Source organism: Flavobacterium ammoniigenes, from assembly GCF_020886055.1.
Classification (GTDB): Bacteria; Bacteroidota; Bacteroidia; order Flavobacteriales; family Flavobacteriaceae; genus Flavobacterium; species Flavobacterium ammoniigenes.
This window is the reverse complement of the sequence record NZ_AP025184.1, coordinates 1,815,280-1,838,516: the sequence shown is the minus strand read 5'-3', so window position 1 is coordinate 1,838,516 and position 23,237 is coordinate 1,815,280. Positions and strand designations below refer to the sequence as shown.

At 33.2% G+C, this 23,237-nt stretch carries 19 protein-coding genes; 12 read left to right on the top strand and 7 right to left on the bottom strand.

Features of this window, described 5'->3' with window-relative positions:
* The first annotated feature begins 55 nt into the window (after positions 1-55).
* Both LPC21_RS08450 and kdsB read left to right on the top strand, forming a co-directional pair.
* Entirely contained in the window at positions 56-1,477 is a 1,422-nt protein-coding gene (locus LPC21_RS08450; RefSeq protein WP_229316731.1) for an ATP-dependent DNA helicase, read from the top strand.
* 73 nt (positions 1,478-1,550) lie between these two features.
* Positions 1,551-2,276: a 3-deoxy-manno-octulosonate cytidylyltransferase gene (gene kdsB / locus LPC21_RS08445; protein ID WP_229316730.1), complete on the top strand. Its 726-nt coding sequence runs from the start codon at positions 1,551-1,553 to the stop codon at positions 2,274-2,276.
* Here the strand turns inward: kdsB and LPC21_RS08440 are convergent, their stop codons facing one another.
* Together LPC21_RS08440 and LPC21_RS08435 are read right to left on the bottom strand one after the other, a co-directional pair.
* Positions 2,277-2,987 (bottom strand): potassium channel family protein, encoded by a 711-nt coding sequence (locus tag LPC21_RS08440; protein WP_229316729.1) that lies wholly within the window; start codon positions 2,985-2,987, stop codon positions 2,277-2,279. It lies immediately after the preceding gene.
* A gap of 40 nt (positions 2,988-3,027) precedes the next feature.
* A complete protein-coding gene (locus LPC21_RS08435) occupies positions 3,028-3,693 on the bottom strand; it encodes a spermidine synthase (protein ID WP_229316728.1) in 666 nt (221 codons plus the stop codon).
* Between the two features lie 64 nt (positions 3,694-3,757).
* Here LPC21_RS08435 and LPC21_RS08430 point away from each other — a divergent pair, with 64 nt between their 5' ends.
* The 5 genes from LPC21_RS08430 (at position 3,758) to LPC21_RS08410 (ending at position 9,334) form a co-directional block, all read left to right on the top strand.
* Positions 3,758-4,318: a 1-acyl-sn-glycerol-3-phosphate acyltransferase gene (locus LPC21_RS08430; RefSeq protein ID WP_229316727.1), complete on the top strand. Its 561-nt coding sequence runs from the start codon at positions 3,758-3,760 to the stop codon at positions 4,316-4,318.
* Positions 4,319-4,408: 90 nt separating this feature from the next.
* Entirely contained in the window at positions 4,409-5,563 is a 1,155-nt protein-coding gene (locus LPC21_RS08425; RefSeq protein ID WP_229316726.1) for a M14 family metallopeptidase, read from the top strand.
* Between the two features lie 80 nt (positions 5,564-5,643).
* Positions 5,644-6,123, top strand: coding sequence for an Lrp/AsnC family transcriptional regulator (locus tag LPC21_RS08420; protein ID WP_072943262.1), 480 nt, complete (start codon positions 5,644-5,646; stop codon positions 6,121-6,123).
* A gap of 100 nt (positions 6,124-6,223) precedes the next feature.
* Complete coding sequence (locus LPC21_RS08415; protein WP_229316725.1) at positions 6,224-8,809, top strand: phosphoenolpyruvate carboxylase; 2,586 nt, start codon at positions 6,224-6,226, stop codon at positions 8,807-8,809.
* A gap of 9 nt (positions 8,810-8,818) precedes the next feature.
* Positions 8,819-9,334 carry a DinB family protein gene (locus LPC21_RS08410; RefSeq protein ID WP_229316724.1) on the top strand — a complete coding sequence of 172 codons (516 nt, stop codon included), beginning with the start codon at positions 8,819-8,821 and terminating at the stop codon, positions 9,332-9,334.
* A gap of 79 nt (positions 9,335-9,413) precedes the next feature.
* Here LPC21_RS08410 and LPC21_RS08405 read toward each other — a convergent pair whose 3' ends face one another.
* The 4 genes from LPC21_RS08405 to aroB all read right to left on the bottom strand — a co-directional run bounded on the left by LPC21_RS08405 (position 9,414) and on the right by aroB (position 13,634).
* On the bottom strand, positions 9,414-9,806 hold the full coding sequence (locus LPC21_RS08405; RefSeq protein WP_229316723.1) for a DNA primase: 393 nt from the start codon (positions 9,804-9,806) through the stop codon (positions 9,414-9,416).
* Between the two features lie 12 nt (positions 9,807-9,818).
* Complete coding sequence (locus LPC21_RS08400; protein WP_229316722.1) at positions 9,819-10,790, bottom strand: deoxyhypusine synthase family protein; 972 nt, start codon at positions 10,788-10,790, stop codon at positions 9,819-9,821.
* An 85-nt stretch (positions 10,791-10,875) separates the two neighbouring features.
* On the bottom strand, positions 10,876-12,273 hold the full coding sequence (locus LPC21_RS08395) for a type III PLP-dependent enzyme domain-containing protein (protein WP_229316721.1): 1,398 nt from the start codon (positions 12,271-12,273) through the stop codon (positions 10,876-10,878).
* A gap of 293 nt (positions 12,274-12,566) precedes the next feature.
* Positions 12,567-13,634: a 3-dehydroquinate synthase gene (gene aroB, locus LPC21_RS08390; RefSeq protein WP_229316720.1), complete on the bottom strand. Its 1,068-nt coding sequence runs from the start codon at positions 13,632-13,634 to the stop codon at positions 12,567-12,569.
* Between the two features lie 92 nt (positions 13,635-13,726).
* Here aroB and LPC21_RS08385 point away from each other — a divergent pair, with 92 nt between their 5' ends.
* The gene (locus LPC21_RS08385) at positions 13,727-14,896 is read left to right on the top strand and encodes a proline dehydrogenase family protein (RefSeq protein ID WP_229316719.1); all 1,170 of its coding nucleotides are present in this window, start codon (positions 13,727-13,729) and stop codon (positions 14,894-14,896) included.
* A gap of 35 nt (positions 14,897-14,931) precedes the next feature.
* Here the strand turns inward: LPC21_RS08385 and LPC21_RS08380 are convergent, their stop codons facing one another.
* On the bottom strand, positions 14,932-16,719 hold the full coding sequence (locus LPC21_RS08380; protein ID WP_229316718.1) for an ABC transporter ATP-binding protein: 1,788 nt from the start codon (positions 16,717-16,719) through the stop codon (positions 14,932-14,934).
* Between the two features lie 137 nt (positions 16,720-16,856).
* Between LPC21_RS08380 and LPC21_RS08375 the strand changes: the two genes are divergently transcribed.
* The 4 genes from LPC21_RS08375 (at position 16,857) to LPC21_RS08360 (ending at position 23,096) form a co-directional block, all read left to right on the top strand.
* Complete coding sequence (locus LPC21_RS08375) at positions 16,857-17,243, top strand: hypothetical protein (protein WP_229316717.1); 387 nt, start codon at positions 16,857-16,859, stop codon at positions 17,241-17,243.
* Positions 17,244-17,400: 157 nt separating this feature from the next.
* Positions 17,401-18,480: an efflux RND transporter periplasmic adaptor subunit gene (locus tag LPC21_RS08370; RefSeq protein WP_229316716.1), complete on the top strand. Its 1,080-nt coding sequence runs from the start codon at positions 17,401-17,403 to the stop codon at positions 18,478-18,480.
* A 25-nt stretch (positions 18,481-18,505) separates the two neighbouring features.
* On the top strand, positions 18,506-21,670 hold the full coding sequence (locus tag LPC21_RS08365) for an efflux RND transporter permease subunit (protein WP_229316715.1): 3,165 nt from the start codon (positions 18,506-18,508) through the stop codon (positions 21,668-21,670).
* The gene (locus LPC21_RS08360) at positions 21,663-23,096 is read left to right on the top strand and encodes a TolC family protein (protein ID WP_229316714.1); all 1,434 of its coding nucleotides are present in this window, start codon (positions 21,663-21,665) and stop codon (positions 23,094-23,096) included. Before LPC21_RS08365 ends, LPC21_RS08360 begins: the two co-directional genes overlap by 8 nt.
* Positions 23,097-23,237: the final 141 nt, after the last annotated feature.

Here is a 23,237-nt window from a genome sequence, read left to right as displayed (position 1 = left end):
ATATAAGTTGATTTTTGTCATAGCAATTGCTTACTTTGCAACCAAATTAAATCAGATGAATTCCTCCTTGTTTTATAGCATTTTGAAGAAAAAATTCCCGTTTGAACCAACTTACAAACAGGATATCTTTTTTCAAAAGATTGCTATATTCCTAACTGAAATGGAAAACAAAACCATTTTTGTTTTGAAAGGATATGCTGGAACAGGAAAAACAACGGTGATTTCTACCATTGTCAACAATTTAATTGAGATCAATAAAAAATATGTTTTGCTAGCGCCAACAGGTCGTGCGGCTAAGGTAATTGCCAATTATTCCAACAAACCTGCTTTTACGATTCATAAAAAAATCTATTTTCCTAAGAAATCTTCTGGCGGAGGCGTATCGTTTACGTTGCAACCCAATAAACATAAAAACACCATTTTCATAGTCGATGAAGCTTCGATGATTTCGGATGCTAATTCGGATTCAAAATTGTACGAAAACGGATCATTATTAGACGATTTGATTTCGTATGTGTATTCCGGAACCAACTGCAAAATGATTCTTTTGGGCGATACTGCTCAGCTACCGCCAGTGAATTTGGACATAAGTCCAGCATTGGACACCCATACTTTAGCAGTGCATTACGATAAAGAAATTGAATCTATAGAATTAGACGAGGTAATGCGCCAGGAAGAAAGTTCTGGGATTTTGTTTAATGCCACTGAACTGCGGGAGTTGTTAAAAGACAGTTTTATAGATGAATTTCAATTTGACGTCAAAAGATTCAAAGATATAGTTCGGTTGACCGATGGCTATGATATTCAAGATGCAATCCAATCGGCCTATAGTAATTACAGTATTGAAGACACTGCCTTTATTGTTCGCTCTAACAAACGAGCAAATCAGTATAACGAACAAATTCGAACCCGAATATTAGATCGTGAAAGCGAACTCTCAACGGGCGATTTTTTAATGGTGGTCAAGAACAATTATTTTTGGCTAAAAGATTCAGACGAAGCTGGTTTTATCGCCAATGGCGATATTATTGAAGTATTGGAAATTTTTGGTATCCAAGAATTGTACAGTTTTAAGTTTGCCAAAGTAAAGATCCGAATGGTCGATTATCCCGATCAAAAGCCTTTTGAAACGGTGTTATTATTGGACACTATTAAAAGTGAATCACCATCACTAACCTATGAGGAATCCAATCGATTGTACCAAGAAGTGCTTAAGGATTATGAAGGTGAAACCAAATTCAAGCAATTTCAAAAGGTTAAAAACAACGAGTATTTTAATGCGTTGCAGGTGAAATTCTCCTACGCTATAACCTGTCATAAATCGCAAGGAGGGCAGTGGAACACCGTTTTTATTGAACAACCCTATTTACCTGACGGAATCAACAGTGACTATATCCGTTGGTTGTATACCGCTATGACGCGTGCCAAAAACAAATTGTATTTGATTGGTTTTAAGGACGAAAGTTTTATTGACTAATCAAAAAGATATAACTCGAAAATTAATTTAAATTTGTATCTCGTTTGATACTACAAATTTATTACAACTAGAAATGAAAATAATAGCAGTTATACCCGCACGATACGCTTCTACACGATTTCCAGCTAAATTGATGCAGGATTTGGGTGGAAAAACAGTAATACGAAGAACTTATGAAGCTGCCATGGCCACTCAGCTATTCGATGATGTTTTTGTTGTTACGGATTCTGATATAATTTTCGAAGAGATTGTTTCCAATGGAGGTAAGGCAATAAAAAGTGTCAAAGAACACGAGTCAGGAAGTGATCGAATTGCTGAAGCAATTGAGCATTTAGAAGTTGATATTGTGGTTAACGTGCAAGGTGATGAGCCTTTTATAGACGCTGATCCGTTGCAGAAAGCAATTGAAGTTTTTAAAAACGACTTGACTAAACAAGTTGATTTAGCATCTGTTATGCGAGAAATTACTAACGAAGATGATATTAAAAATCCAAACAATGTCAAAGTAGTGGTAGATCAAAATGGATTTGCCTTGTATTTTTCCCGTTCCGTAATTCCGTATCCAAGAGAGCAAAATGTTGGAGTGCGCTATTTTCAACATATTGGCATTTATGCATTTAGAAAACAAGCGTTGTTGGATTTTTATAGCTTACCAATGCAATCCTTAGAAGCTTCAGAAAAATTGGAACAATTACGCTATTTAGAGTTTGGTAAACGCATCAAAATGGTGGAGACTACGCATGTTGGAATAGGAATTGACACTCCCGAAGATTTAGAAAAAGCTAAAAAAATGCTATAATTATTCCTTGTTTTCGTGATCAAAATACCCCTTGGTTTTTACTTTGGTTGAGAAAAAATTCAAAAAAAGCACAATAAAAAATAAAAAGAGTAAGGCTTGCGTGCTTACTAAAAATTTACCTAAAGTTTCGGCGGGATAATAATCCCCATATCCGATAGATGAAGAGGTTATGATACTGAAGTAAACGGCGTCAAACCAATGCGTAAAAGGTTTATTTAAGTAGTTGCCACAGGAGTAAAAAACAGCATAAGCCAACACAATTTCTAAATAATTAAAGAACAGTAATAACATGGATCTTCTGTAGGATCTTGGTCTTGAAAATAAATCAGAAGCGAAGATCAAAGTTGGAATATAAAAAATGGTTTCTAGAAATAAATAGGTCATTAGTGCAACGACCCAATAGATAGTGTGCCATTGGTTTATCAAAATAACTATTGGAAAAGCAACCTTGAGTAATATGTAGGTATCAATGGCTAAATCTTGGTACTCAATTCCTTTTTTTCTTGAAAAATATTTGATATAAATACCTGGGAATAGGAGCTGAGAGGATGAAAGAAGTAATCGGAATATTTTTTCTATTCCGTTGTCATCTTGATGTTCATTATTCCAAATGGATTTTATGTTTTGAATTCGTTTTTGGATTGGATTAAATTCAGCTTGTTCGCCATTAGACGATTTGCCTAAAAATAATTTTTTGACTGTTTTTCTCATTGATAGTATATAATATATCTACAAGCGAATACAATATTAGCTATTTGATCTTTTCAATTAAAATTAATTCATTGTGAATTTCAACTCGTGGTATGGTAGCTAATTTGAAATCTGGCTGATAAAATTCCTCAACATATTTTTTGTTTCTTAAATTATCTTTTTCAGTTAACACCATAGTATTGAATAAGATAAAGCCTTTTTTTTGAAGTAAGAAACAAAGTTTTTGCGTAAAGAAATTTTCAAATAAAAAATTAGGCATTTTGGTATCTTGAAAAATATTAACGATGATTAAGTCGTATTTTTCATTGGCTTGTAAAACAAATTCAAATGCATCAGTAATTACGATAGTTAAGTTGGGGATTTGATTCAATTTAAAATAGGAGTTAGCCACTTTAATGATGTCAGGATCAATTTCGACACCCGTAATGGCGCCTTTAAATGAAACTTCATCCACTAAAGTCTTGATTACGCTTCCGCCTGCAACGCCCAAAACTAAAATTTTGTTCATTGCTTTGATTTGGCGAAAGCCAATTTTTTTTAAACCTAATCGTAAAATACGTTGTAAACTTCCATAAGAGTAATTGGTATTTTCGGAATCCAGCACTAATTCGCCGTTAGCCCAAGTAACCTCAATTGATTTACTCCAACTTGATTTATTTTTGTATATCGTTATTGGAATGAGATAACTCAATAGTTTCCGAATCATAATCTATGGATTTATTCAAAAATAAGATTTTAATTGTTTTTATTTGCATAATATAAATGAAAGAATGAAAAAGCTATTTTACAAGTGGATTTTTTTTAAAATGATGGGATGGAAGATTGTTGGTACCATCAATCCAGAAATTAAAAAATGTGTCATGATGGTGATGCCACATACTAGTGCGCATGATTTTTATTTAGGCATATTTACGCGTGGAATTTTAGGTTTGGAAATGAATTTTGTAGCCAAAAAAGAATTGTTTCTTTTTCCTTTTAGTTATTATTTCAACTATATGGGAGGAGAAGCTTTGGATCGCACCGGTGGTTTGAATAAAGTAGATTCAATTGCGGCAATTTTTCATAAAAAGGAAACATTTCGATTAGCTGTAGCTCCTGAGGGAACCCGAAAATATGTGTCGGAATTGAAGACAGGATTTTATTATATTGCTTTGAAAGCCAATGTACCGATAATTCCTGTGGCCTTCGATTTTGGGAAAAAAGAGGTGCGTTTTGGTCAGCCATTACAACCCTCTGGAGATTTAGCAACCGATTTACAACTTTTAAATCAACATTTTGTAGGTGTAAAAGGGAAAATACCTGAGTACGGATATCGTGCTCTTGAATCGTAATAGTGATTATTGAATTTAATACCTTACTTTTTACATAACTAACTTAGCAAAAGCAAAGATGTTTACTTTTGTAAAATCAAATAACAAATTATGAATTTTGAAGCCTTATTTGTTCAAAATAAAGAACAATCGATTCAAGGGAGATACATCACTTTAGATCATATCGAGCCAATTTTAAATCGATTAAATACTACTAATCAATTACAGGAAATTGGCAAATCGGTTTTAGGTAAGTCAATATACGAATACCAAATAGGTCATGGAGCTACGCGAATTTTTCTTTGGTCACAAATGCATGGTAACGAAAGCACGACCACTAAAGGACTTTTTGATTTTTTGAATTTATTACACGGCGATACAGATTTTGCAAAACAATTGTTAAACAATTTTACTTTTTGTTGTATTCCAATATTGAATCCGGATGGGGCTACATTGTATACTCGTGCAAATGCTAATGGAGTTGATTTGAACCGGGATTCCCAAGATTTAACTCAACCGGAAAGCAAAATTTTACGAAATACTTTCGAGCGATTCAAACCGGATTATTGTTTTAATCTTCATGATCAACGAACAATTTTTGGGGTCGACATGTCGGCTAAGCCAGCAACTATGTCTTTTTTAGCCCCTTCTTATAATGAGGAACGCGAAATTAATGACTCTAGACTAAAAGCTATCAATGTAATTGCAGGAATTAATCAAGTATTACAAAAATATATTCCGGGACAAGTGGGTCGTTTTGATGATTCGTTTAATATTAATTGTATTGGGGATACGTTTCAGTATTTAGGAGTTCCAACTATTTTATTTGAGGCTGGACATTATCCAAACGATTATGAAAGAGAGCAAACCAGAAAATATGTTTTTATTTCTTTAGTTTCGGCTTTTTCAACAATTAGCGAAAACGATATAGTTATCAATAGAATCGAAGATTATTTGAATATTTCACAAAATAATCCAGTTTTTTGTGATTTTTTGTATAAAAATGTCAAGATTAATTATGATGGTAACGAAAAAATCATCAATTTTGCAGCACAATACAAAGAAGAATTGATTGACGGTCAAATTTGGTTTAACGCTTATATTAATCAAATTGATGATTTAGAAAATCGTTTCGGTCATTTGGAGTATGATGCTCAAGGAGCCCTTTATACTGATGATTATGACAATATTCCTGAATTAGATCTAAAAGCCAATTTTTATTTAAATAATACCATTGAATTCGTTAATGGATTGATAAAAAAATAATTTTATTATCTTTTATTTGAATTTAATGTATAATTTTAAACTTTGTTTTTAGCTAATTAATAATATTAATTGAGAAAATTATGAGTAAGTTTCGTTTAGATGAAGTAGATCACCAAATTTTAGATATGTTGATTGACAATACTAGAGTTCCATTTACGGATATTGCAAAAAAATTATTAATTTCTGCAGGAACGGTTCATGTTAGAGTTAAGAAAATGGAGGATGCAGGAATTATAATGGGATCTTCTCTTGTTCTTGATTATGATAAATTGGGATATTCATTTATAGCTTATGTGGGAGTTTTTCTAAATAATACTTCTCAAACTAAGTTTGTTTTGGAACGAATTAATGAAATTCCTTTTGTAACAGTAGCTTCTGTAACTACAGGTAAATTTAATATTTTCTGTAAAATTAGAGCAAAAGATACCAAGCACGCTAAAGATGTAATCTTTATGATTGACGATATAGATGGTGTTTACAGAACAGAAACTATGATTTCATTGGAAGAAAGTATTAATGATAAGAAGCGCTTGATGCATACGATTTTTAAAAATATGTAATACTTGACGCTATATATAAGTATATAACCTCAAGTATTTTCTTGGGGTTTTTTTATGCTAATTTCTATAACAACAACAACTAACTTTACCTTAATAATTTATGTATACGCTTCCTAAATTAGAACGTTTTAATCAAGATGTACTCTCTAAATACCATATTTATAATAGTGTATTTATTACTTTGCCTTTTGATTCTATCGATAACACGGGAGTTCTACTTCCTTTATTTACAGATGTTTGTGATACGGGATTTAAAAAACTAGAAACTCCAGTAGAGATTGTAGATTTTTTTACCAAGAAATATTTACCTACAGATTCTGAATCGGATAAGATAGATTTAATGTTCCGATTTATTCAATATATTGAACGTCAAATTGTGCTTTTTGATGCGATTGAGGATGCTGCTTTTCCGGAGGTTAATAATATGGAAGGTAGAGGTTCATTACGTGATATAAAAGAAAAAGCAGACAACAATAACAATCAAGCCGAATTAACGGAATTTTTAGAAAACTTTAATGTTAGAACGGTATTAACAGCACATCCAACCCAATTTTATCCGGGTGCAGTGTTGGGAATTATTAACGATTTAACCGATGCGATTCGCAAAAATAATTTATTAGGAATTAAACAGTTGTTAGCGCAATTGGGTAAAACACCTTTTATTCAAAATGAGAAACCCAATCCGTACGATGAAGCAGTAAGCTTAATTTGGTATCTCGAAAATGTTTTTTACGAAACCGCGGGAGAAATGGTTCATTATCTAGAAAAAAACTTGTTTAATGGAAATTCAATCAATAATCCGCTAATTAAATTAGGTTTTTGGCCTGGAGGTGATCGAGATGGAAATCCTTTTGTTACTACAGATATTACTCTTAAGGTAGCTGATCGTTTGCGAACTTCAATATTGAAATGTTACTATATTGAAATGAGAAATTTGAAACGTAAGTTGACATTTTCAGGAGTTGATACTTTAGTTTCAGAATTAGAACAAAAATTATATCGTTCAGTTTTTTATTCCAAAGGAGAAATTTTTATAACGCTGGATGAATTTAAAACCCAACTTAAAAAAATACGATTGATCATCGTTGAACAACATCAATCGCTTTATGTAGATCAGTTAGATGCCTTATTAATTAAAGTCAATTTATTCGGATTTCACTTTGCAACGCTTGATATTCGCCAGAATAGTAAAATACATGATGCCGTTTTTAAAGACGTAGTGAATCATTATTTAAAATCGGATTCAGCTGTATTTCCTGCTAATTATTTTGAACTTTCAGAAATAGAAAAATTCGACATTTTGTCAAATGTATCGGGTGATTTAGATCCAGCTTCATTTGAAAATGAAATGACCAATTCTACTTTAGGATCCATTCAATCCATTAAAACAATTCAACAGAATAATGGTGAATTTGGTTCTAACCGTTATATTATAAGTAACAATGAAAGTGCTTTGAACGTAATGGAAACATTTGCACTTTTCAAATTATGTAATTGGTCAGCACCAACAGTTGATATTATTCCGTTATTTGAATCAGTTGACGATTTACAAAATGCGCATCAGATAATGGAGAAGTTATATACTAATCCGGCTTATGCTAAGCATTTGCAAGAAAGAAACAACAAACAAACGATCATGTTAGGTTTCTCTGACGGAACTAAAGATGGAGGCTATTTAATGGCCAATTGGAGTATCTATAAAGCCAAAGAATCGCTTACTGAAATTTCAAGAAAATATGGAATTAAAGCTATTTTCTTTGATGGTAGAGGTGGTCCGCCAGCGAGAGGTGGTGGAAAAACGCACAAATTCTATGCGTCTTTAGGGCCAAAGATTGAAAACAATGAAATTCAAGTTACTGTTCAAGGGCAAACCATCAGTTCTAATTTTGGGACTTTAGATTCTTGTCGTTATAATTTGGAAAATTTATTGAGTGCAGGTGTTACAAATCAGGTTTTTGCCAAAGGAAGAAATGAATTGACAGTAGATGAAAAAGCCATTTTGGATCAATTAGCATCATTAGGATATGAAAAATATTTAAATTTTAAAAACCATCCAAAATTCATTCCGTACTTAGAAAAAATGAGTACGTTGAAGTATTATGCTAAAACGAACATTGGAAGTCGTCCTTCTAAAAGAAGTAAATCAGAAACTTTAGATTTTGCCGATTTACGTGCCATTCCATTTGTTGGATCATGGAGTCAGTTAAAACAAAATGTACCGGGTTTTTTTGGGGTAGGTACTGCATTAAAACATTTTGAAGATACCAATCAATGGGATAAAGTTCAAAATTTATATGACGATTCTTTGTTCTTTAAAACTTTATTAGAGAACAGTATGATGTCGTTGGCAAAATCATTTTTTCCATTGACAGCTTATATGAGTAAAGATCCAGAGTATGGTGATTTTTGGAAAATTATCTACAATGAATTTTTAGAAACCAAAAGATTATTGTTAAAAATAGCAGGGCATCAAGAACTCATGGAGAACTATCCAGATGGTAAAGCTTCGATTGCAATTAGAGAACGTATAGTATTGCCTTTATTGACAATACAACAATATGGATTGACTCGAATCAATGAATTATTGAAAGAAAAAAATCCAGATGAGAAGCTGATTAAGGTGTATGAAAAAATTGTAACTCGTTCACTTTTTGGAAACACCAATGCAAGTAGAAACTCCGCTTAAAATCTTAGTATGAAAACAAGTCAGTTACACGATAATGAATATTCAGTGTTTAATGCTACTTATATTAATGCAGCAGGAAAAGTAAATTTACTTGAGGAATTAGAGATTAGTTTGCATGATTTTATTCGATTTGTGCAAAATCTTCCGATGGATAAGTTTGATTATCGTTACGCTGAAGGAAAGTGGACGATTAAAGAAATTATCCAACACATTATTGATACGGAACGAATTTTTGCATACCGAGCATTACGAATTTCAAGAAATGACCAAACTCCTTTACCTGGTTTTGACGAAAATGATTTTGCCAATAATACAGTGGCTCAAACAAGAGGTCTTCAAGATTTGTTAACAGAATTTTCAGCTGTTCGTCATTCGAATTTGTTACTTTTTAAAAGCTTTTCTAACGAACAACTTCTGCAAGTAGGAATTGCATCTGAGCATTCAATTTCTGTGCGAGCTATTGGCTTTATTTTAATTGGTCATCAAAAGTACCATCAAAAAGTGTTTGAAGAACGCTATTTATAGTACTAAAATCGGTATATTAAAAAAGGCTAACTGCAAATAGTTAGCCTTTTTTATGTTTCATATGAATTAATAATTACTCTTAGTCTTCATCTTCATCATCAGCAATATCATCAACTTCGATGTCATCTTCATCACCATCTTCAGGATCGCTATCAGGTTTGTCTAAGTTATCATCTTCGGCTTCTTCATCACTTTCATCTTCGTCTAGTTCAAGTTCTTTGATAGGTTCTACGGCTACATTAAGAATTTCATCATCTTCATCGTAGTTTTCAATTCGATCTGATAGTTTGGTACTTACTTTTACTAAATAAATGGTATCATCCGTTCGCACTTCAACAGCCTCAACTAATTCGTTTTTTGCATTTTTAAAACGGATAATGTCTGAATCATCATAACCATCAGGAAATTTTTCAACTAATAAGTTTAAAATTTCGTTGGTAAGTTTAGCGTAGTCAACAATTATTCTTTTCATACAGGGTCTATTCTATAAGTCTAATAAATAAGCAAAAATTAATGGAGCTACAATGGTAGCATCGGATTCAATTATAAATTTTGGGGTTTTTATATCTAATTTACCCCAAGTAATTTTCTCGTTTGGTACAGCACCAGAGTAGGAACCATAACTCGTTGTAGAATCTGAAATTTGGCAAAAATAACTCCAAAATGGAATGTCATGCATTTCCATATCTTGGTACAACATTGGCACTACACAAATTGGAAAATCTCCTGCAATACCTCCACCAATTTGGAAAAATCCAATTCCGTTGGCACTGTTTTTTGGATACCAATCAGCTAAGTAAGTCATGTATTCAATACCTGATTTCATAGTCGAAGCTTTCAAATCGCCTTTGATTACATACGAAGCAAAAATATTACCCATAGTGCTATCTTCCCAACCTGGAACAATAATAGGCAAGTTTTTTTCTGCTGCGGCATACATCCAGCTGTCTTTTAAGTCAATTTCATAGTATTCTTCAAGAACACCAGAAAGTAACATTTTATACATGAATTCATGTGGAAAATAACGTTCTCCTTTATCGTCTGCATCCTTCCAGATTTTATAAATGTGTTTTTGTAAACGACGGAACGCTTCGTGCTCAGGAATACAAGTATCAGTCACACGATTTAATCCTCTTTCCAACAAATCCCATTCGTCTTGTGGTGTTAAATCACGGTAGTTGGGCACTCTTTCGTAATGGGAGTGTGCTACTAGGTTCATGATATCTTCTTCAAGATTAGCTCCTGTACATGAAATAATTTGCACTTTGTCTTGACGAATGATTTCTGCAAAAATCTTTCCGATTTCAGCGGTACTCATAGCACCTGCCATACTTACCATCATTTTGGCACCATTGGCCAATTGTTGTTCATAAGCTTTTGCTGCATCCACTAAAGATGCCGAATTGAAATGCAAATAATGTTTTTCAATAAATTGACTAATTGGTCCTTTACTCATGGTTTATTATTTTATTAATCGGAAATACATTTACGAAAATAGAATTAAATTGTATTCCTTGAAAGATTAATTTGGGATTATTTAATTATTTTTTATAACCTAATATTTTTAATACATCGTCTGAAGTTTGTTGCTCTGAATACACTTCGGTAGCCAAAATTCCATTTTCATCACGATCAATCAAGATGTGTTTGGGTTGCGGAATTAAACAGTGATGTAGGCCACCGTAACCTCCAATCGTTTCTTGGTAAGCACCTGTATTGAAGAAACCGATATACAATGGTTTTTCTTTATTGTATTTTGGTAAATAGATGGCGTTCATGTTTTGCTCAGAATTGTAATAATCATCGCTATCGCAGGTTAAACCACCTAATAAAACTCTTTCATACGTATCATTCCAACGGTTAACCGCTAGCATAATAAAACGCTTGTTGATGGCCCAAGTATCGGGTAGAGTAGTAATGAAAGAGGAATCAATCATGTTCCATTTCTCTCTGTCATTTTGTTGTTTTTGATACAAAATTTGATAAATTGCTCCACCGCTTTCACCTACTGTGAAAGAACCAAATTCAGTGAAGATATTGGGTACAGCTACTTCAGCCTCGTCGCAAGCAATTTTGATTTGATTGATAATTTCGTCAATCATGTATTGGTAATCGTATTCAAAAGTCAATGAATTTTTGATAGGAAAACCACCACCAATATTCAATCCGTCAAGCGTAGGACATTCCTTTTTCAAGGCAACATACACTTTGATACATTTCACTAATTCATTCCAATAGTAGGCATTATCATTGATACCCGTATTGATAAAAAAGTGCAACATTTTCAGTTCCAATTTTTTATTTTCTTTGATCTCTTTTTTGTAGAATGGAACTATATTTTTGTATCCAATTCCTAAACGAGAAGTGTAAAACTCAAATTTAGGTTCTTCCTCAGCAGCAATACGAATTCCAATTTTGAATTTCCCTTTGATTTGCGCTTGAAGTAAATCTAATTCTTCAAAGTTGTCAATGATTGGAATGGTATTCTTGTGACCTGTATTTACTAAACGAGCAATATTAGAAACGTATTCATCTCTTTTAAAACCGTTACAAATCACATAGGTGCTTTTGTTAATTTTTCCGTTTTCCAAAAGGTTCTCCACAATGTTAATGTCAAACGCAGAAGAGGTTTCAATGTGAATGTTATTTTTGAATGCCTCATTCATAATATATTCAAAATGAGAACTTTTAGTACAATAACAATAGTAATATTTTGCCTCATATTTGTTTTTTTCCATAGACTTACGAAACCAAGATTTGGCTTTGTTAATGTTATTGGAAATTTGAGGTAAGTAGGTAAATTTTAGTGGAGTTCCGTATTGTTCCACTAATTTCATCAAATCAATATTGTGAAACTGAAGATGGTCTTTGTTTAAAGTAAATTCTTCTTGAGGAAAGTAATACGTTTGGTTGATTAAGTCGAAATATTTTGTGTTCATTGAGTTGTTCTAATTTTAGATTAAATAATGGTTTAAAAAATAATTAAACTAAAATTCAAACTCGAATATTAGCGTACACAATTTGGAGCTTTTCGTTATCGGCTTTTAAGTATTGGAAAATGTCAAAAATAAAACTTCCTTTAATACCAATTAAGCGTTTCCACATTCTTACTAAAGTGCGGTCAGCTGAACAGTTATTCAGTTTAAAGTACATTGTATTTTGATTCTTTTTCATTGAGGCAAATGTAAAAAAATATACATACGAAATGCAATCCTTTTAAGTAAATTAATGTTTAAGATTTATAGTCCTCAAAAGCACTAAGAATCAATTCATTTTCAACTAATTGATTAATTTTAATGGACCCAATTCCATCAATTAAAGCAAACTGAATAGTCCCAAATTCATTTTTCTTGTCATGGATTAATAAATCCATTATGGGTTGAAGGTCATTTTTATCTATTTGTACAGCATCGTAAATAGCATTGATGGCTAATTTAATCTGACGGTATTCAATTTCAGAAATCAATTTTTTTTGCCAAGAAATAAAACTTTCTAAGATCATTCCTATAGCAATGGCTTCACCATGAAGCAGGGTGGTTTTATTTTCGTTTTCTAAAAAATAACTTTCTATGGCGTGACCTAATGTATGTCCGAAATTTAAGGCTTTTCGAATATTTTTCTCGGTTGGATCCTGCATTACAATCTCGTTTTTGATCACAACTGAACGATGAATTAAAAGGTCTAAATCAGAAAAATCAATAGTACTAATGTCTAAAAATTGTTCCCAATAGTTTTTGTCAAATATCAATCCGTGTTTCAGCATTTCAGCTAAGCCGGAGCGCAATTCATTTTGAGGAACAGTTTCAAGATATTGAGTATCGATCAAAACCATTGTGGGAACGTTAATCACACCAATTTGGTTTTTTAGATTTCCTAAATCAACTCCAGTTTTTCCTCCTACAGAAGCATCTACCATAGAAAGAAGCGTAGTTGGAATATTGATAAAATCAACTCCTCGTTTAAAAGTAGAAGCAACAAAACCCCCTAGATCAGTCACCACGCCGCCACCTAAATTAATAACTAAACTTTTTCTATCGGCTCCTAAATCGGTTAATACTTTCCAAACTTCGATGCAGGTATCTATATTTTTGTTGATCTCACCTGCTTCAAATTCGATAATCTCAATGGTAAGATCGGTTTCTAGGTAAGGTAAAAATTTATGCAAACAATACTCGTTGGTATTACTATCTGTGATAATAAATACATTGGAATACTTGGTAGTTTTCAAATGAGAATTTAAGGCTTCATAGCCTTTTTCATTGAAATGAACGGGATAATTGTTAGCTTGAATCGTCTGCATTATTCAGAATTTATTGAGAACGCAAAATAAGGGATTTTTTGATTAATAGTATTGAAAACTCTCTCTATATTTGTAAAAAAATATAACATTTAATGGAAAATATATTCAATAATACACAAATTGCGTTTGCCTTAAAAAGCGATACGGAATTAGATAGGGCTTATTTTTTATTCAAAATGATTGATAATGAACCGCTTGTTCGCATTGGAACGGCAGTTACAAATTTTGCAATAAAGGCACATTTACCAGTTGATGGATTAATAAGAGCCACTGTTTTTGACCATTTTTGTGGCGGTGTTAATGAGAACGATTGTCTTTCTGTTGTAGATAAAATGTACACTAAAGGAGTTTCCTCTGTATTGGATTATTCTGTTGAAGGTAAAGAAGAAGAATCCCAATTTGACGCCGCTTTGTCCATGACTTTAAAAACGATTGAATTTGCCAAAGAACGCCAAGCTATTCCTTTTGCTGTTTTTAAACCTACTGGTTTAGGACGATTGGATTTATATGAAAAAGTAGGTGCAAAAGCAACTTTAACTGATTCAGAAAAAGAAGAGTGGGATCGAGTAGTAGATCGATTTGATTTGGTTTGTAAAACAGCTCAATTTAAAGATGTCGCTTTATTAATTGATGCTGAAGAAAGTTGGATGCAAGATGCTGCAGATGATTTGGTTACCCAAATGATGCAGAAATACAACAAAGAAAAAGCCATTGTTTTTAACACCTTACAAATGTACCGTTGGGATCGTTTGGATTATTTAAAACGACTGCATGAAAAAGCAAAAGAAGAAGGATTTTTTATCGGGATGAAATTAGTTCGGGGTGCCTATATGGAAAAGGAAAATGCCAGAGCAGAAGCAAAAGGATACCCAACTCCCATTTGTTCTTCCAAAGAAGCAACAGATACCAACTATGATGCCGCTGTTAAATATATGTTAGAACATATTGAAACCATGGCTATTTTTGCAGGAACGCATAATGAGCATAGTTCCTATACTTTAATGAATTTAATGAACGAAAGAGAGATTAAAACGAACGACGAACGCATTTGGTTTGGACAATTATACGGTATGAGTGATAATATCAGTTATAATTTGGCTGCCAACAGGTACAATGTAGCTAAATATTTACCGTTCGGACCTGTTAAAGATGTGATGCCTTATTTGATTCGTCGTGCAGAAGAAAATACTTCGGTAGCTGGACAAACGAGTAGAGAACTGTCCATGTTAAAAGCAGAACGAAACCGTCGTAAAGCTTTATAATTAAAAAACGCCATTCAAAAGAATGGCGTTTTTTTTTATGAATTACTAAACTGGAGGGTGCTTAAATTTTTATAAATCCCATTTTCAACTTCAATTAATTCTTGATGGGTTCCTTGCTCAGCTATGACTCCTTGGTCTAATACCAAGATTTGATCGGCGGATCGAATGGTAGATAAACGATGTGCAATGATGATACTTGTTCTTCCTTCCATTAAAATTTCTAGCGCTTCTTGCACTAGTTTTTCACTTTCGCTATCCAATGATGAAGTTGCTTCGTCTAATATTAAAATACTTGGATTTTTCAATAAAGCTCTTGCAATGGCTATGCGTTGTCGTTGTCCGCCAGATAATTTAACGCCTCGTTCTCCTACTATTGTATCTAGTTTTTCAGGGAAGCTTTCAATAAAATTGTAAGCATTGGCTTGTTGGGCAGCAGCCAAAATTTCGTCTTCGGTTGCATTAGGTTTTCCGTAGGCAATATTCTCACGAATGGTCCCACCAAACAAAATGACATCTTGTGGTACGATACTCATATTGCCACGTAGTTGTTCCAAATCGTAATCGTAAATGTTCTTATTATCAATTTCAATGCTTCCTTCTGCAATGGAATAAAAGCGTAATAAAAGCGAAGCAATAGTTGATTTTCCCGCACCACTTGGACCTACAATGGCTATTTTTTGCCCAAATTCAGCAGTGAAACTGACATCTTTTAACACTTTCATTTCTTTTCTTGAAGGATATTGAAAGGCTACATTTTTGAAACTCACATTTCCTTTGATTTTTTCAATGGCTTCATGCGCAGTTGTACCTTCAATTTTTTCGGGAGTTTCATCTAGTAATTCAAAAACACGTTCTGTAGCGCCAATCGCTTTTTGGATTTGTGCATACAATTCGGCAATACCTCCAAAAGAGGCTCCAACAAAAGTGGAATACAAAACAAACGAGATCAATTGGCCCACACTCATTTCGCCAGCAATACTCAATTGTACACCATACCAAACCACTGCCACGATAGCACCAAAAAGGCAAAAGATAATGAACGAAGCAAAGTAGCCGCGGTATTTTCCACCTTTAATGGCAATTTTGATCACTTCATTGATTTGTGTTTTATATCTCGCTATTTCATACCATTCGTTGGCAAAAGCTTTTACAATACTAATACCTTGCATCGTCTCTTCTACAATCACTTGACTTTCGGCTACTTTATCTTGAACACGTTTAGAATATCCTCTGATAAAACGACCAAAGATTACTGCCGCGACAGCCACTAAAGGAACAACAGAAAGCATTAATAAAGTCAGTTTGAAACTTTCGGTCGCTAGTAATGCAATACCTCCAATAATTAGAATGAATTGTCTTAAAAACTCTGCAATAGTAGATGTTAAGGTGTCTTGTATTTGTGTAATGTCAGAGCTAATACGACTATTTAATTCGCCAACACGCTTTTGAGAAAAGAATGACATGGGAAGTTTGACCAAATTACTGTACAAAGCCAAACGAAGATTGGCCAAAGTATTCTCGGTAAAATTGACAAACAATGACAATCTAAAAAACGAAAAAATAGATTGCATAAATAAAATACCCACTAAACTTAGTGCAATAAAATTGGCTTGCCCAAGGTCTTTATTTTTGACACAATCAACTAGTAGTCCCATTAATTTGGGGAAAGCCAATGCGGTTCCGCCGGTAAAAAGCAAGAAAACGAGTCCAACATAAAACTTCCAACGGTGCTTGCCAGAATATTGAAAAATTAATGTTGCTTTTTGAAGGGCGCTTAAGGTAATTTTTGATTTGGGTAAATCGTTTTCTTTGAATCGAGCCATTGTCTTTTTAATAAGTTCCAAATGTAATACTCTCCTTTTTCAAAACAAATAACTACGATGTAAATAAAGTTTTTAATATGTTATAAAAAATATAAAAACAACTGTAACATATCTTTTTTGATTATTTTTGTGGGCCAATGAAAACAATTTTTTACATACTATCTTTTTATTTTTTCCTTTTTGGTTTAGGAAATGATTACGCTTATTGTGCTCAGAATATTCAATCGTCTATAACTGAGAATTGTAATAGCAAACTAAATCAAACACAATTTTTTAAAACAAAAGAGTATTCATTCATTGTAATTGAATTTACGGACATTGAATTAGAAGAAGACTATCATAATGATGATAATCTAGATACTGCTACTACATTAATTTTAAATAAATATTGGAAGTCCAATTGTCAATTGAATCTTGATACAGTTTTTGTATCCTATTTAGATAATAATTACAATCCTACCAATACTTCCTTAAGTTTATTAACTTCCCCTTTATACCTTAAAAACAACGTTTTTAGAATCTGAAAACTTCAAAGTTAGATTCTTAAATAGTTAAACTTTATTTTTTAGAGTTATTTCATTGTATTGTTATATGAGATAATTTCTTCTAAATGGCATTGTATTTATATTTTAGGAATCTACAATTTTTATTATTCAATCCTTTAATTTATTATTTTATACCATGAAGAGAATATCTTTATTCACGGGCATTGCCCTTTTGTTACTTAGTAGTTGTACTCCAAAAAAAGAAAAAAAAGAAGCCGATGAAAAATTCGCAGTTACAAACCCTGTGCGAATGGATACTTCTTTTACCAAAGAGTTTGTAACACAAATTCGATCCATTAGAAATATTGAACTTAGAGCTCAAGAAAAAGGCTTTCTACAAAATATCTATGTAGACGAGGGACAATTTGTTCAAGCAGGACAGATATTGTTTAGAATTATGCCTAAAGTGTATGAAGCCGAATTGCTAAAAGCAAAAGCCGAAGCTAAATCGGCAGAAATTGAATTGCAAAACGCTAAAACATTGGCTGACAAAAATGTAGTTTCAAGAAATGAACAAGCTTTGGCACAAGCAAAATTAGAGATGGCAAAAGCCGAAGTTGCGTTGGCAAAGTTACACCTTTCTTTTACGGAGATTCGAGCTCCATTTTCAGGAACTATAGATCGAATTCCTAATAAACTTGGTAGTTTGATTGAGGAAGGAGAATTATTAACTAGTCTTTCAGACAACAGTAAAATGTTTGCTTATTTTAATGTTTCTGAACCGGAGTATTTAGATTATCAAACCAATAAAAGTGGACGTGGTAGTAAAACTATTCGTTTGCGTTTAGCCAATAATGAAATTTTTCAATACAAAGGAAAAGTAGAAGTTATTGAAAGTGAATTTGATAATGAAACAGGTAACATCGCATTTAGAGCGAGTTTTCCAAATGATAGCAAATTATTGAAAAATGGTCAAACAGGAAAAGTATTAATGACAGTACCTGTCAATAATACTTTGATTATACCTCAAAAGGCGGTGTATGAAATTCAAGATAAAAAATATGTTTTTGTTGTCAATAAAAACAATATTGTCTCTTCAAAAGAAATCAAAATTACAGGAGAATTACCCGATCTATATGTTATAAAAAGCGGTATTAATGAAACTGACAAAATTTTGCTTGAAGGTGTCCAGAAAGTAAATGACGATGATAAAATTAGCTTTATCTACAAAAAACCCCTCGATGTCATTTCACATTTGAGATTAAAAGCAGAATAAATTTAATCCTATAAATCATAAATCAATGTTTAATAAATTTATACAAAGGCCAGTACTGTCAATAGTAATATCTCTTGTTATTATCTTTTTGGGAGTATTGGCAATTACTGGTTTGCCAGTAACACAATTTCCCTCCATATCGCCTCCTAAAGTAAATATAACTGCAGCTTATCCTGGCGCCAATGGCGAGTTAATGGTTAAAGCAGTTGTTATTCCTCTTGAAAGAGCGATTAATGGAGTACCAGGGATGAAATACATTACTTCTGATGCAGGAAATGACGGAGAAGCTTCCATACAAGTGGTATTTAATTTGGGAACAGATCCCAATCAAGCAGCTATTAACATTCAAAATAGGGTGGCTTCGGTGATTAATAAACTTCCTCCTTTAGTAGTACGTGAAGGTTTAAAAATTACCCGTGAAGAGCCTAACATGTTGTTGTATATTAATTTATTCAGTAAAGACAAAGGTACTGATCAAAAATTCTTGTACAATTATGCCGATATCAATATCCTTTCTGATTTAAAACGTGTTAACGGTGTTGGATTTGCAGATATCATTGGAAATCGAGATTATGCTATGCGTATTTGGTTAAAACCAGACCGAATGTTAGCTTATAAAATATCGTCAGATGAAATTATGGAAGCATTGAGTAATCAGAGTTTAGAAGCATCGCCAGGTAAAACTGGAGAAAGTTCAGGAAAAAGATCTCAAGCTTTTGAATATGTATTGAAATACAAAGGAAGATACACTACCAAGGAAGGTTATGGCAATATAGTGGTTAGATCCAATCCTAATGGGGAGTTACTTCGACTAAAAGATGTAGCTGATGTTGAGTTTGGAAGTTCAATGTATGATATCTATTCGAGTATAGACGGAAAGCCTTCCGCAGCGATTTCAATAAAACAGTCCTACGGAAGTAATGCGAGTCAAGTTATCAAAGATGTCAAAGCTAAATTAGAGGAATTAAAAAAATCTTTTCCTAAAGGAATGGATTATGAAATCAGTTATGATGTATCCAAATTTTTAGATGCTTCTATTGATAAAGTAATTCATACCTTAATTGAAGCATTCATTTTAGTAGGTTTAGTAGTATTTTTATTTTTAGGGGACTGGCGTTCTACCTTGATTCCTGCTATTGCAGTTCCCGTGTCTTTAATCGGAACATTTGCGTTTATGCAATTATTTGGTATCACGATTAACTTAATAACGCTATTTGCATTAGTATTAGCTATTGGAGTTGTTGTTGATGATGCTATTGTGGTAATTGAGGCGGTACATGCCAAGATGGAAGAAGAACATCTTTCTGCAAGAAAGGCTACCAAAAAAGCAATGTCTGAAATAGGCGGTGCTATTATTGCGATTACCTTCTTGATGGCTGCGGTTTTTATTCCGGTAGCATTTATGTCTGGACCAGTTGGTATTTTTTATCGTCAATTTTCAATCACAATGGCAACAGCCATTATTCTTTCGGGAATTGTTGCATTGACTTTAACGCCTGCCTTATGTGCTATAATGTTGAAAAATAATCACGGACGAACCCGACCAAAAAATATAGTGAACCGATTTTTAGATGGATTTAATCATCGATTCAATACTTTAACTTCTGGTTATATCAAAATATTAACCTTATTTATCAATAGAAGAACTATATCATTAGGGGTATTATTGGTGTTTTGTACAGGAATATTTTTTATAAATAATAGTTTGCCATCTGGATTCATTCCAGGAGAAGATCAAGGTATGTTCTATGCTATTATTCAAACTCCTCCAGGATCATCATTAGAAAGAACTAACGAGGTTGCTGAAAAACTGCAAAAAGTAGCAGAGAAAATAGAGGGTGTGCAATCCGTTTCGGCACTTGCAGGATATGAAATATTAACTGAGGGAACTGGAGCCAATACCGGAACTTGTTTGATTAATTTGAAAGATTGGCACGAGCGCGAATTAAATGTGGAGGAAATTATTAAAGAACTTGAAGAAGAAACTAAAAATATTCCTGGGGCAACAATTGAATTTTTCCAACCTCCAGCAGTTCCGGGTTATGGGGCAGCAGGTGGATTTGAATTGCGATTATTGGATAAGTCCGGTTCTGGTGATTATAAAAAAATGGAAACTGTAAGTAAAGAATTTGTAGCGGCTTTAAAGAAACGTCCAGAACTTACTTCTGTATTTACCTTTTATAGTGCCAGTTTTCCACAATATATTTTGGATATCGATAATGATCTTGCACAGCAAAAAGGCGTAACTATTGAGAATGCCATGAATACACTTTCAACTCTTGTGGGAAGTAACTATGAGACAAATTTCATTAAATACGATAGACAATATAAAGTTATCGTTCAGGCAGCTCCGGAATACAGAGCGTTACCAGAAGATATATTAAAATTATACGTAAAAAATGACCGTGATGAAATGGTGCCTTTTTCTGCATTTATGACGATGAAAAAAGTGTATGGCTTATCAGAAATCACAAGACATAATATGTATAATGCTGCTGAAATTAGTGGAGCTCCAGCTATTGGGTATAGTAGTGGAACTGCCATTGAAATAGTTAAACAAGTGGCTGAAGAAACCTTACCTCGAGGTTTCGGAATTGATTGGGCTGGTATATCTGCAGATGAAGTGGCCCGTGGTAATGAAGCCTTGTATATATTCTTAATTTGTCTTGGTTTTGTCTATTTAGTTTTAGCCGCGCAATATGAGAGCTTTATTTTACCATTTGTAATAATTTTATCATTGCCTGCAGGTATTTTTGGTGCTTTCCTATTTCTAAAATTATTTGGTTTGGCAAACAATATATATGCTCAAGTAGCATTTGTGATGCTTATAGGTCTTTTAGGTAAAAATGCGGTTTTAATTGTTGAATTTGCGGCTCATAAACACAGTCAAGGAGCATCGATTCTAAATGCTGCAATAGAAGGTGCAAAAGTTCGTTTCCGACCAATTTTGATGACTTCATTTGCTTTCATTGCGGGATTAATTCCATTAGTATTAGCTTCTGATCCAGGTAAAATCGGAAATAGAACCTTAGGATCTGCAGCCGCAGGAGGAATGCTCATAGGGACAATCTGTGGGGTAGTAATTATTCCTGGTTTGTATTACATTTTTGGTACCATTTCAGAGAAAACCAAATTTGTTAAAAATGAAGAAGAAAATCCATTAACCGAAGAAATGAATCATAATGTTTAATAATAAAGTAAATAAGTATTTTATCTCGCTAGGTTTATGCCTAGCGATGATTGGCTGTAAAGCACCAGATCTTAAGTTAGCAGCATCATCTGCTGTACTTCCAGAAGTATTTACTTCTAGTAAGGATACAGCAACTATAGCTACTGTACAATGGCATAATTTTTTTAAGGACAAAAATCTCACGGATTTAATTGATGTGGCCTTACAGAACAATCAAGAGTTGGCTATCACTTTACAAGAAATAGAAATTGCTAAAAATGATATTCGAGTGCGCAAAGGAGCTTTGCTACCTTCAATAGGGATCGGAGCTGGTACAGGTGTAGATAAAGTAGGTCGTTATACCAGTCAAGGAGCTGGTGATGCCTCTACCGAAATTACTCCTGGTCATGAATTTCCTGAAGCCTTGCAAGATTACAAATTAGCCGCTTATGCCCATTGGGAAGTGGATATCTGGAAGAAATTGCGCAATAGTAAGAAAGCCGCCATTAGCCGATATTTGGCTACTGTTGAAGGAAAGAACTTTGTGATTACTAATTTGGTTGCTGAAATAGCAACTTCCTATTATGAGTTGTTGGCTTACGACAACCAATTGGAGATAGTTAAGCAAAGTATAGCCATTCAACAAAATGCTTTGGAAATTGTAAAAATCCAGAAAGAAGCAGCTCGAGCTACCGAATTAGCAGTTAAGAAATTTGAAGCTGAAGTATTGACTTCTAGAAGTATGGAATTTGATATTCTCCAAAAAATTAAAGAAACGGAAAATAAAATCAATTTTTTATTGGCACGTTATCCACAGGAAATCAAGAGAGATAAAACGAGTTTAGTTAGTGCCTTACCTTCGCAATTAAAAGCGGGAATCCCGTCGCAATTGTTAGCGAATCGTTCTGATATAAAACAAGCCGAGTTGCAATTAGAAGCGGCTAAATTAGATGTAAAAGTAGCAAGAGCTGAGTTTTATCCTTCATTGGATATTTCGGCTTCTGTTGGATTCAATGCATTCAAATCGTCCTATTTATTCAAAACTCCCGAATCATTATTGTATTCTCTTGTTGGAGATGTGGCTGCTCCTTTGATCAATAGAAATGCAATTAAAGCCGAATTCAAAAGTGCCAATGCTCGTCAGTTGCAAGCCTTGTACAATTATGAAAGAACTGTTTTAAATGCCTACTTAGAAGTAGCAACTCAATTGTCAAAAATTGAAAACTTACAACAGAGTTTCAATTTAAAAACCCAACAAGTGGATGCTTTAAACCGATCAATTTTGGTTTCCAATGATTTGTTCAAATCAGCAAGAGTTGATTATTTTGAAGTATTGATGACACAACGTGATGCTTTGGAATCCAAATTAGAATTGGTGGAAACCCAAAAAGAGCTAATTAACGCCTCGGTATTTGTTTACAGAAACTTAGGCGGTGGTTGGAAATAAGAAAATTGTTTCAAAATTTAAAACTCCATCAGTGATGATGGAGTTTTTTAATTAAATGAAATTAGTATGAATTCATTATTTATGTATGCTTGATGTATATATTATTATACATATAATTCATTAAGTTTGTTAAACTAAAAA

What these genes read in the sequence shown, in the direction of transcription:
- LPC21_RS08420 (WP_072943262.1), top strand. Translation starts at nt 5,644, where the DNA reads ATGAGTAAGTTTCGTTTAGATGAAGTAGATCACCAAATTTTAGATATG.
- kdsB (WP_229316730.1), top strand. Translation starts at nt 1,551, where the DNA reads ATGAAAATAATAGCAGTTATACCCGCACGATACGCTTCTACACGATTT.
- aroB (WP_229316720.1), bottom strand. Translation starts at nt 13,634, where the DNA reads ATGCAGACGATTCAAGCTAACAATTATCCCGTTCATTTCAATGAAAAA.
- LPC21_RS08385 (WP_229316719.1), top strand. Translation starts at nt 13,727, where the DNA reads ATGGAAAATATATTCAATAATACACAAATTGCGTTTGCCTTAAAAAGC.
- LPC21_RS08395 (WP_229316721.1), bottom strand. Translation starts at nt 12,273, where the DNA reads ATGAACACAAAATATTTCGACTTAATCAACCAAACGTATTACTTTCCT.
- LPC21_RS08415 (WP_229316725.1), top strand. Translation starts at nt 6,224, where the DNA reads ATGTATACGCTTCCTAAATTAGAACGTTTTAATCAAGATGTACTCTCT.
- LPC21_RS08400 (WP_229316722.1), bottom strand. Translation starts at nt 10,790, where the DNA reads ATGAGTAAAGGACCAATTAGTCAATTTATTGAAAAACATTATTTGCAT.
- LPC21_RS08440 (WP_229316729.1), bottom strand. Translation starts at nt 2,987, where the DNA reads ATGAGAAAAACAGTCAAAAAATTATTTTTAGGCAAATCGTCTAATGGC.
- LPC21_RS08380 (WP_229316718.1), bottom strand. Translation starts at nt 16,719, where the DNA reads ATGGCTCGATTCAAAGAAAACGATTTACCCAAATCAAAAATTACCTTA.
- LPC21_RS08360 (WP_229316714.1), top strand. Translation starts at nt 21,663, where the DNA reads ATGTTTAATAATAAAGTAAATAAGTATTTTATCTCGCTAGGTTTATGC.
- LPC21_RS08405 (WP_229316723.1), bottom strand. Translation starts at nt 9,806, where the DNA reads ATGAAAAGAATAATTGTTGACTACGCTAAACTTACCAACGAAATTTTA.
- LPC21_RS08435 (WP_229316728.1), bottom strand. Translation starts at nt 3,693, where the DNA reads ATGATTCGGAAACTATTGAGTTATCTCATTCCAATAACGATATACAAA.
- LPC21_RS08410 (WP_229316724.1), top strand. Translation starts at nt 8,819, where the DNA reads ATGAAAACAAGTCAGTTACACGATAATGAATATTCAGTGTTTAATGCT.
- LPC21_RS08425 (WP_229316726.1), top strand. Translation starts at nt 4,409, where the DNA reads ATGAATTTTGAAGCCTTATTTGTTCAAAATAAAGAACAATCGATTCAA.
- LPC21_RS08375 (WP_229316717.1), top strand. Translation starts at nt 16,857, where the DNA reads ATGAAAACAATTTTTTACATACTATCTTTTTATTTTTTCCTTTTTGGT.
- LPC21_RS08450 (WP_229316731.1), top strand. Translation starts at nt 56, where the DNA reads ATGAATTCCTCCTTGTTTTATAGCATTTTGAAGAAAAAATTCCCGTTT.
- LPC21_RS08365 (WP_229316715.1), top strand. Translation starts at nt 18,506, where the DNA reads ATGTTTAATAAATTTATACAAAGGCCAGTACTGTCAATAGTAATATCT.
- LPC21_RS08370 (WP_229316716.1), top strand. Translation starts at nt 17,401, where the DNA reads ATGAAGAGAATATCTTTATTCACGGGCATTGCCCTTTTGTTACTTAGT.
- LPC21_RS08430 (WP_229316727.1), top strand. Translation starts at nt 3,758, where the DNA reads ATGAAAAAGCTATTTTACAAGTGGATTTTTTTTAAAATGATGGGATGG.